Source organism: Proteus sp. G2674, from assembly GCF_009915195.1.
Lineage (GTDB): Bacteria > Pseudomonadota > Gammaproteobacteria > Enterobacterales > Enterobacteriaceae > Proteus > Proteus mirabilis.
Window position 1 is genome coordinate 170,212 of sequence record NZ_JAABLS010000027.1, and the last position, 9,146, is coordinate 179,357.

At 37.2% G+C, this 9,146-nt stretch carries 12 protein-coding genes and 1 pseudogene; 10 read left to right on the top strand and 3 right to left on the bottom strand.

What is annotated here, in order from left to right:
* Nucleotides 1-25 precede the first annotated feature (25 nt).
* The 3 genes from GWI58_RS12930 to GWI58_RS12940 all read right to left on the bottom strand — a co-directional run bounded on the left by GWI58_RS12930 (nt 26) and on the right by GWI58_RS12940 (nt 2,918).
* Complete coding sequence (locus GWI58_RS12930) at nt 26-556, bottom strand: HD family hydrolase (RefSeq protein ID WP_161769252.1); 531 nt, start codon at nt 554-556, stop codon at nt 26-28.
* Between the two features lie 74 nt (nt 557-630).
* Complete coding sequence (gene rdgC, locus GWI58_RS12935) at nt 631-1,533, bottom strand: recombination-associated protein RdgC (protein WP_049217223.1); 903 nt, start codon at nt 1,531-1,533, stop codon at nt 631-633.
* A 695-nt stretch (nt 1,534-2,228) separates the two neighbouring features.
* Nucleotides 2,229-2,918, bottom strand: coding sequence for an XRE family transcriptional regulator (locus tag GWI58_RS12940; protein ID WP_049211705.1), 690 nt, complete (start codon nt 2,916-2,918; stop codon nt 2,229-2,231).
* Between the two features lie 97 nt (nt 2,919-3,015).
* Between GWI58_RS12940 and GWI58_RS12945 the strand changes: the two genes are divergently transcribed.
* The 10 genes and pseudogenes from GWI58_RS12945 to ymcF form a co-directional block, all read left to right on the top strand.
* Nucleotides 3,016-3,231: a helix-turn-helix domain-containing protein gene (locus tag GWI58_RS12945; RefSeq protein ID WP_049210565.1), complete on the top strand. Its 216-nt coding sequence runs from the start codon at nt 3,016-3,018 to the stop codon at nt 3,229-3,231.
* 56 nt (nt 3,232-3,287) lie between these two features.
* Nucleotides 3,288-3,950, top strand: coding sequence for a hypothetical protein (locus GWI58_RS12950; RefSeq protein WP_049219117.1), 663 nt, complete (start codon nt 3,288-3,290; stop codon nt 3,948-3,950).
* 15 nt (nt 3,951-3,965) lie between these two features.
* Nucleotides 3,966-4,424 (top strand): YmfL family putative regulatory protein, encoded by a 459-nt coding sequence (locus GWI58_RS12955; protein ID WP_036900998.1) that lies wholly within the window; start codon nt 3,966-3,968, stop codon nt 4,422-4,424.
* Nucleotides 4,425-4,712: 288 nt separating this feature from the next.
* Nucleotides 4,713-4,892 carry a DUF4222 domain-containing protein gene (locus GWI58_RS12960; protein WP_004247132.1) on the top strand — a complete coding sequence of 60 codons (180 nt, stop codon included), beginning with the start codon at nt 4,713-4,715 and terminating at the stop codon, nt 4,890-4,892.
* A gap of 12 nt (nt 4,893-4,904) precedes the next feature.
* Nucleotides 4,905-5,996, top strand: a complete 1,092-nt coding sequence (locus GWI58_RS12965; protein WP_004247133.1) for a hypothetical protein — start codon at nt 4,905-4,907, stop codon at nt 5,994-5,996.
* 171 nt (nt 5,997-6,167) lie between these two features.
* On the top strand, nt 6,168-6,875 hold the full coding sequence (locus tag GWI58_RS12970) for a phage regulatory protein/antirepressor Ant (protein ID WP_004247134.1): 708 nt from the start codon (nt 6,168-6,170) through the stop codon (nt 6,873-6,875).
* Nucleotides 6,875-7,900, top strand: a complete 1,026-nt coding sequence (locus GWI58_RS12975; RefSeq protein WP_004247135.1) for a DUF968 domain-containing protein — start codon at nt 6,875-6,877, stop codon at nt 7,898-7,900. The genes GWI58_RS12970 and GWI58_RS12975 overlap by 1 nt, the downstream gene beginning before the upstream one ends.
* A gap of 27 nt (nt 7,901-7,927) precedes the next feature.
* Nucleotides 7,928-8,326 (top strand): antiterminator Q family protein, encoded by a 399-nt coding sequence (locus tag GWI58_RS12980; protein ID WP_004247136.1) that lies wholly within the window; start codon nt 7,928-7,930, stop codon nt 8,324-8,326.
* A gap of 342 nt (nt 8,327-8,668) precedes the next feature.
* A complete protein-coding gene (gene cspE, locus GWI58_RS12985; RefSeq protein ID WP_004247137.1) occupies nt 8,669-8,881 on the top strand; it encodes a transcription antiterminator/RNA stability regulator CspE in 213 nt (70 codons plus the stop codon).
* A gap of 7 nt (nt 8,882-8,888) precedes the next feature.
* Nucleotides 8,889-9,011: pseudogene (gene ymcF / locus GWI58_RS17905) on the top strand (cold shock small protein YmcF); the annotation flags it as partial.
* Nucleotides 9,012-9,146 lie beyond the last annotated feature (135 nt).

Below are 9,146 nucleotides of genomic sequence, written 5' to 3' on the forward strand. Positions count from 1 at the left end.
AGATATTAGTCAATGCTGGTGGTTATTAGCCCTTTTTCTCTTTATAAAGTTCATTAAAACGGCGTAAGAATAGGGATTTTGCTTGTCGAGGGGTTAGCGGGGTGACAGCAAAATCGCTAGCTGGAATACCTTCAAGCATTAACCAGTTACTACCTGCATCAATGTCTAAATCACGCTTTTCTGTGGCTAACATCACTAGGTCTGCAAAATGGACTTCATCAGATATATTTTCAGGTAACCCAAACTTTTTGCGGATCATTTTTTCCACACGCAATTCAATTAATTTATATTCAGGCAATAACTTTTTAAGTGGTGACGGTAGGTCTTTGACATAAGCTTCACTGGCATCATGAAGTAGGGCCTCTAAAGCAAATTCAGGTGCAATTAAATAACTGGTATACACAGAATGCTGAGCAACAGAATAGAAATTATCAATCTGTCCATTAAAGCGACATTCATTAGCTAAACCTGTCGCAATATCTTGAATATCTATATCTTCGATCCGTACATCGAGATAATAGAAATGTTTATTTGTTGCTGTTGCAATATAAGACATTGTTCTCTCCACACAATTTTTAGGTAATAAAAATCCCTCTCGAATTAATCGAGATTAAAATTCCCTGATGTTGGCTAATTATTATTTTTTTTATATTTTAATAAGTCAATTAAAAAGTCGATGGTAATTGTCATATAGAACATGATGAGTGAACACTCATGTCGATATCGATAAACTCTATCTTTATCATCAAATTCAATTTTATTTACTGGTTTAATCCCTTTGAAGTGGAAGTCGCTAGTAAGTTTAAATTGTATATCATCTGTATATAACTGAATTAAATTAATTTTAAATTGATTGTTTAAAGAGTCAAAAAGAACATCTCTTATAGAGTTAAAATCAGCATCATATTTTACAATTTCTTTTTTATTATCAATTTTTCTTTCAAGTAAATAAAATTGACCTAGGTAGAAATTTTTTCCAAAACAATCCGTTTCCTCTTTATTATTTAATGTATTTAATAATCTAGTAGTTAGACCTTGTGATACATCATCGATATGAATTGTTTCTGTTTTAACTGAACCACACGCCTTAATTAATGTGCTTATAGCCGAATTGGCAATGTTTTTATTAGAGCTAGCTACTAATAAATATTCTTTACTGGGATGATATAAAACGAGTGTAGTAATTGTTTTTACAAACGCCTTTCTCAAAAATTCAGCGGTGACTGTATTTTTAATATCAGGCTCAATAAATTCAATCCCATCCTCTTTTAACTTACTAATGCGCTCATTAACTTCTTTTTTAATAACAGCATTAGGTAATATTTTCTGATCAAAACGAAATGTCAGCAAATACCCGTCTGTAATAGGGGTAACTAATTCATTAGTGACTGGGTTTGGTATGTAGCCATAACTACAAAAATGTGACTCTAACACTTCAGTAAATGGGATTTTACTTAGGTGATCGGACATCGCTTCTGCACTTGGTAGTTGTGCTTTATACACAATTACATTTTTTAACGAAGGGCGTGACATGTTAATTTCTCCTCACACGGTTTATTCACTTCACACAATAAGAAAGGGCACTAGCGAGTTGACATAATCCTGATAAGACATTTCACAAATAATGCCAGTACCCTTGCTTATTGTTAGAGTCATAATCAAAAAGAGCGGACCACCCGTGGTTGCATCAGCCCGATTGGGATTCGGATTTCTAGCTGACTGCGGGTTACTTTTTTTCACGCCCACGCTCTTTGGTTATAAAACTAACTTTATAAAAATGGCTGACTGAGCAGAACATTATCACCACAACCCCTTTTAATGGTAAAAGACTCAGTCAGCCATTGTTTCTCTTCACACGTTCTCTTCACACATAAAAATCATTTACTTTGTATCTGAATAGCGCTTTTACTGATGTACTCTGCTATTTCGGCATCTAGCTTTTTTACATCGCTCATTAGTCTTTCTCGCTTACCGTGTAAAACAGGGAGGTAATCTATGCACTGCAACTTGCACCTCATCCACTTTGCGATATCTTCATTAGTGAAACCATCTGGCGCTATGATTATTGGTTCAGTTGTCATGAGTATTTCCCTCGCGTCTAAACTTGCTTCTGAGGTAACAATAATTCAATTTTGCATTTTACGCAATATTAATTTGCGATATTTACAAATTAACAAATAAAAAAAAGCCCGAAATAAGCTCAGGCTTTGATACAAATGCTGTTTTTACTAAGCGTGACGCCTATATTCGAGGCTCTGGCTAATCAAAACTTTCCCGTGCACACAAAATCTATGTTCATTTGTGCTGTTGATTTTCCATTGTGTATATTTGGGGTTGTCTGAGAGAACAATTATTTCATCTGGAACTATTTGTAGGCGTTTTACGTGTATATTTCCATCAAAAGAAAACACATAAATACCATCGCCATCAATATAATCTATTGATATATCAACAAAAATAATATCGCCTGGCTCTATTGTGCCAGACATGCTGTCACCACGAACGTTAATAACTTTTACTGAGTTCGCGGGCCGAGAACCGAATAGTAATTTGGCTTGTTCTGTATCATATTCAATGGAATGAATGACATCTATGACATCACTTGTTCTCACGCAACCTGGTCCTGCACTCGCACTAATATCAAGTAGTTGCACTTTATAAAGATCCTCGTTCATTTCGTCATGATTCAAATTACTGTGTTTATATACAGTATGATTATCCTCATCTGAAAATAAATCAAGTAAAGATATTGATAGTGCGTTAGCAATTTTCTTTAATTGTTGCTCGGTAAATGATTTTTGTTTACCAGTTTCAAGACGAGACACGTTGCCTGGGTCGCTATCAATAGCGTTAGCCAGTTCAGCAATTGTCATGTTCCGTTTTAAACGGATTGATCTGATTTTTTTTCCTATTTCCATGCCGTAATTACAAATCCTTTTTGCGTTATTTGCAAAGTAAATTGCGCAAATTGAATTGATGTTATATTATGCTTAAAACGCAAATTTAGGGGGTTCTATGCAAACACCATTAAGGTTATTGCGAATTAAGCAAAATCTTACGTTGAGTAAAGTTGCCGAAGCAGTTCAAATTGATGTAGGAAATCTTAGCCGTATTGAAAGAGGCGCTCAAAAAACTTCGTTAGAAGTTGCTGAGCGATTAGTTGCTTTTTTCAACGGTGAATTAACAGAGATGCAGATTTTATATCCGAAGAAATTTAGCAATCACAAATAAACTACTTCTTATTTTTTTAATTTGTAACTACAAAAAATCATTAACAAGGGTAGGAAATGAATCACTCAATAAAATTAACGTCGTTTAATAAAAACCATAAGGTTATTGATATTGGGGATCATCTCTGCAGGGTTCCTAATAACAGGATAAATCCAATCGTTCTCATAAAGCTCATTGCTTTTAAGAGTATCAAAAAAGCTGTCTACGGCATGGTTATAGTTGTTGCATTGTCTTGTGGTCAAGTGAGGGCGCAAGGCTCTGAAGTCGTCACGAGTGATGCGAGGCATGTCTCTTTTCCCGTCTTTACAATCGTCGAGGAATTTATCAAGAAGCAAGAACAACGGATCTGCAATGGCATTGAATTCCTTTCTTTTGTCTCTTCTGCGAGCGAGGGAATGACCAAGCCAAGTTCCCAAGAAAAAGGAAAAAATAGCCCAAAAGAAAGTAATAAGACTGAGGCTGGTTTTGAGAAACGAGACCAAGTGACCCAAGAAGATATCGAGCATGTTAAGTCATCCCTTATCGGTATGTTATTTGCGTCCTTAGTGATGATCCCACTAGGGATAATGTTTAGCGAGTGTATTAGCCCACGAATATTAGCAAAACGTAAGCGCTGGATGAAGCTTCATGAGCTAAAAGCCAAACGGTTTTACCGGAACAACCCAGGGAAGTATTACGTGATGCCACGCAAGACTTTTTGCCAATGGCTGTGGTTTTAATAAAGAGAGGTATTTATGAGTAACCAATCAATAAAACAAGTTGTGAAAGAAATGTGTGAGGCAACAGCTGGTGGGCGTGAAGCGATGGCTGGGGCGTTGGGTTTATCTCTGACTTCATTCAATAACAAATTGTACGAGAAAAACGGCTGTCGTTCGTTTGATTTAAACGAGCTATTAGCTATGCAAGATATTTCTCAGACCGTTTTATTTGCTGAATTTGTCGCTCGTGAATCAAACCGTTTACTCGTGGACAGAATTAGCCCTGCAGATTTAGATCAGACAGAACTATTCACATTACGTAGCAATGTTGACGAAATGCAGGGACGTTTAGCGTTATTGATGAAAGATAGCCTGGCTGATGGCGTTATTGATAACGAAGAAGAACAGAAAATAAAAATGATGTTGGATGGTTTAATTTCACAGATCCGCACATTTATGAATGCATTTGTTTCGTTACATCAAAAGAGAAATTAAAGATGGCTATATCCAGAAAGGGTGAAGCCAAAGGTGTACGGCCTCTGGCTTCGGTTTGCCAAATTTCAATTGTGTGAAGAGAAATTAGCATGAGTAGATTAGCGCATTTAGTACCTAAAAAGCAATTCCGATGTTTACCTGTCTCAGGTCGTCAGTCATTCCGCTATGTAGAAATCATAGTCTCTGACGAACAACCAGACAACTACAAGAAATCTGCATGTTTGGTAGATAGACAGTCTCTTAAAAAGGCATGGGCTGATTTTTATTTTTCAAGTGGAGAGCGGGACAATGAGCAATGAGAACCCAAACCAACTTGATCGCTACTATAAAAATCACCGAGGTATCGTTGTTCATGTTGTTCGTTATGACAGAGAAAAACAGCGCGTTATTTTTATGCTTGATGGTTGTGACGACCCACAGTGTGAACCTGTACAGCGTTTTAAAGAGAAGTACACACGTATTAAGTAATGAGGTGGCAAGATGAGTTTATTATTACTAAAAAGTCGCCCTTTAGTCGTTATTCCTGAATTAGCGGTACGCCTTGGTTTAAATGAGGCGATGCTGTTACAGCAAATTCAATATTGGCTAACTGAAACCACTTCAGGTGTTGAATATGACGGCTCACGCTGGATTTATAACACAGTTGAGGAGTGGAAGAATCAATTTCCTTTTTTCTCTGAATCAACGATTAAACGTGCTTTTACTAATTTGAAAAAGCAGGGTGTTTTACGCATCGAGCAAATCAATAAATCGAACCATGACCGCACTAATTATTATGCGATTAACTACGATCACCACTTGCTGACCGATGAGGTCAATATGACCCAATCGAATGGTGATAATTCATCTGATCGAACAGTTCAAAATGACCTTATCGATAAGCGCAAATTGAAACCATCAAACAGTGCAAAATGCGCTGTTCTGAACGGGTCAAAATGGCCTGTTCTTACAGAGAATACAACAGAGATTACTTCAGAGAGTACAACAGAAACAGATCATTCGTCGCAGAATTCTGACGAATCCAGCGACCAGTCGAAAAATGATTTTTTAACTCGTTATCCTGAAGCAGTGATTTACAGCGCTAATGGGCAGAAATGGGGGGATGAAGATGATTTAAAAACGGCGAAATGGATGTTTGGTCGTGTTAAAAAACTGAATCCGTCCGCGTTAGAGCCTACTTGGTATGACTGGGCGAACGATATCCGCCTGATGCGCCAAATCGATGGGCGTACCCATGAGAAAATTTGTGCCTTGTTCGATTGGGCTAACAAAGATTCATTCTGGCACAAAAATATTTTAAGTCCTCGAAAATTACGTAAACACTTTGATGAACTCACTATCCGTAGCCAAGAGCCAAGGAATGAACCAAAAGTTCAAGTTGACACCATTGAACGCGATAGTGCCTTTTCCCGCTTGATTGGCTCTCGCTCTAAACCTAAAAACCGCATTGAAGAAATTGCACTTGAGCTAGCAGGTAAAACAGGCATTCGTCGTATGAGTGAGTTTTCAGGTCGCCAAGCATGGAACAGCATTTGGAAGCAAGCGATAGAAATGTTACAGGAGACTCAGTAATGCTAACTAAATACATTTTGTTCGTTGGTTTTTGGTTTGTAGTGACATTATTGATTGGGTTATGGGGTACTTATGCCTGAGTTGATGTTAATGGATATTGTGAAGGAGAGAATAATCTGCCCATTTAATCACGTGATGTACGGTCACGAGTAAAACGTGGAGAGAAATAGCATGATGCAAAAAATAATGGAAGTTTCAGTATTACCCATAATGAATCGTGAATTAACTATGTCGAGTCGAGAGATTGCCAGTTTAACGGGAAGTAATCATTCCGATGTTAAGCGTTCTGCCGATAGGCTTTTTGTTGCTCAAATTTTAACCCAGCCATTGGCTGAGTTCCCTTTTGAACATAACGGCAATCAATATACTGAATATCGTTTTAATAAAAGAGACTCTCTGGTGTTGGTAGCTCGATTGTCACCTCAGTTCACAGCAAAAATAGTTGATCGCTGGCAGGAATTAGAATCAAAAATGCAGCCAGTCATTCCTCAAACATTACCAGAAGCATTGCGATTAGCAGCAGACTTAGCAGAAGAAAAACAAAAATTGGAAAGTGAACTGGCGATTGCGACACCTAAGGCTCAGTTTGTTGATAATTATGTTTTATCCCATGGTTCTATGACATTTCGACAAGTGTGTAAATTACTGCAGGCGAAAGAAACCGATTTTCGTTGTTTTTTAATTGATAAGAAAATTATGTATCGCTTGAATAATACGTTTACGCCTTATCAAACTCATGTCGATCTTGGTCGCTTTGAGATAAAAACGGGAACGAACCAAAAAAATAACCACGCTTTTGCACAATCAAGGTTTACTACTAAAGGTGTGAAGTGGATTGCAGGGTTATGGGCTGAATATAAAGTTGAGGATGAGATTTAATGAAACTACTCTTAACGCCCTATATTCAGTCTGACCTTGGCGTTGTTTTATTGAAGCCTGGAGCGGAGTTGCTTAAGCAATTTAAACCACATTCGCGCGTGATTATTAGCGATGTACCAAAAAGTTTAGATAAATGGCCTTCTGGGGCATTAACAGGAAATGAACAGCCATTATTGGATAACAAGGGCATTGTTGATTTTTTGAATAATAAAAAAGTTCTCCAAGCTATGGGAGGATTGTCATCGATGAATATGTGGATAGGCAGAAATATCCATTGTTGTCAGATTAACGATAAGCATGACAGTTATCATCATCATGAATTAACAACCACATGGCATAAAGACGGTGTGATACGGACTTGTTGGTACCATGATAATCATATTCGCCATTCATCAGCTGAGTGGGTTGCTGAATTGGCTCATAAAAATCGTATTGCTTGGATGGTAGACACTATTCGCAGTCGTTTAAGATTGGATAATGGCCACCAGCTGACAGTACCCGATTTTTTCTCATTTGCTGTGATGCATAAACTGGTTGATGAATTACCTGATGCGATATTACGTCAAATTTTGGATTGGTCTGAAAAACCTAAAGAGCGCAGGGTACATGGTGGTTTTCCTGAAGCAGATATTATTCCAAGCAATGTAACAGCACTATCAACAATGAATGAACGATTAGACATGATAAGACCAGTCATAAAAGTTGCTATCGATCCTGAGCCACTAGCGTCATTCCTTTTGAAACCTAAAATGCAACGTTGGGAGAATTCCCAATGGCTTCAATGGGTGAAAACACAGCCTTGTTGTGTTTGCGGACAACAAGCTGACGATCCACATCACATTATCGGCCATGGTATGGGAGGTATGGGAACGAAAGTTCATGACTTATTCACTATTCCATTATGTCGGCAACATCATGATGAGTTACATCGTGATCCCAAGTTGTGGGAAGCCACTTATGGCAATCAAATCGAATTGTTATTTTCTTTTCTAAATCGTTCATTAGGAATAGGGGCATTGGTTTAACGTGTATACGGCACGGGGAGCATTAGTATGAGAGATATGCAGGAAGTTTTATCGCGTTGGGGAGCGTGGTCAGCTAATGAGGGAAATAGTATCGATTACTCATCAATTGCCGCAGGTTTTAAAGGGTTGATTCCAAGTTCAAGACGAAGCCAAGAGCAATGTTCAGATGATGATGGCTTAAAAATCAATAAAGCGGTATTACATTTAAAGATAAATAATAGTTACTTGTTTCAATTGGTTATTATGTACTATGTGAAGAATTATCCTTTGCGTTCAATGGCTTCAAAACTCGGTATTTCGCATAATGAAGTGGCTAAGCGATTACAGGCAGCGGAAGGATTTATTGAAGGGTGTTTATCGGTTGATAATGTAAAATTAGATATGGATAAAATAATTAAAAAATACCCTATTTATAGTCTTGCGTAATTACAAAACACAATATATTGTATTAATAATGGTTTTGATATTACATGGTTTATCTATTAAGAAAAGCTCGTGAGTATAACGAGGTTGTGTTTTTTAGAGGTGCACGTAATCTGATTTACAGCTAAAAAATAAAGTTTGCTATCTGAATTTTTCTATGGCTTAATAGCGTCACTGGTTTGGAAGTACAGACCTATTTATGTTAGTAAGTTTAAAGTTGTTCCCATTTAGCGTTATCCTCGATACCTCTTCATTGTGAATTCCTTCTAATTAATACCCATAAGTAAAAATACAAAACAAACCGCCTATGCCTTATGGCAAATTAAATAAATTAAGGGAAATTCTATGTCTAATACAATGACTGGTACAGTAAAATGGTTTAACGATGATAAAGGTTTTGGTTTCATCACTCCTAAAGATGGAAGTAAAGATGTATTTGTACATTACTCTGCAATTCAGAGTGATGACTTCAAATCTTTGATGGAAGGCCAAGAAGTTTCATTTACCATGGAAAATGGTATGAAAGGCCCAGCAGCAGGCAACGTGGTGGCTCTCTAAAGGCGCTATTACTATTCACCTCTATTTTAAATGCCCTTGTTGTCGCGGTTCACAATATAGAACATCACAATTTGATGTCACAGTGAACAATCCGCACGGCGCAAAATGTATCTTTTGCAAAAGTGTGATGACAGCTCAAATGAGTTGAGCATTAAATAGTTGAATATACAAAACCTCGCTTTGGCGGGGTTTTGTTTTTTTTAAATATATTTATAATTATTAATTAAAAAATTTGTTGGAAGTTTTTCGTTTTCATTGATTGTTT

Bases quoted from the DNA above. Each gene is read 5' to 3' on its own strand.
- GWI58_RS12975 (WP_004247135.1), top strand. From the start codon at position 6,875: ATGAAACTACTCTTAACGCCCTATATTCAGTCTGACCTTGGCGTTGTT.
- GWI58_RS12930 (WP_161769252.1), bottom strand. From the start codon at position 556: ATGTCTTATATTGCAACAGCAACAAATAAACATTTCTATTATCTCGAT.
- cspE (WP_004247137.1), top strand. From the start codon at position 8,669: ATGTCTAATACAATGACTGGTACAGTAAAATGGTTTAACGATGATAAA.
- GWI58_RS12950 (WP_049219117.1), top strand. From the start codon at position 3,288: ATGAATCACTCAATAAAATTAACGTCGTTTAATAAAAACCATAAGGTT.
- GWI58_RS12965 (WP_004247133.1), top strand. From the start codon at position 4,905: ATGAGTTTATTATTACTAAAAAGTCGCCCTTTAGTCGTTATTCCTGAA.
- GWI58_RS12945 (WP_049210565.1), top strand. From the start codon at position 3,016: ATGCAAACACCATTAAGGTTATTGCGAATTAAGCAAAATCTTACGTTG.
- GWI58_RS12980 (WP_004247136.1), top strand. From the start codon at position 7,928: ATGAGAGATATGCAGGAAGTTTTATCGCGTTGGGGAGCGTGGTCAGCT.
- GWI58_RS12940 (WP_049211705.1), bottom strand. From the start codon at position 2,918: ATGGAAATAGGAAAAAAAATCAGATCAATCCGTTTAAAACGGAACATG.
- GWI58_RS12955 (WP_036900998.1), top strand. From the start codon at position 3,966: ATGAGTAACCAATCAATAAAACAAGTTGTGAAAGAAATGTGTGAGGCA.
- GWI58_RS12960 (WP_004247132.1), top strand. From the start codon at position 4,713: ATGAGCAATGAGAACCCAAACCAACTTGATCGCTACTATAAAAATCAC.
- GWI58_RS12970 (WP_004247134.1), top strand. From the start codon at position 6,168: ATGATGCAAAAAATAATGGAAGTTTCAGTATTACCCATAATGAATCGT.
- rdgC (WP_049217223.1), bottom strand. From the start codon at position 1,533: ATGTCACGCCCTTCGTTAAAAAATGTAATTGTGTATAAAGCACAACTA.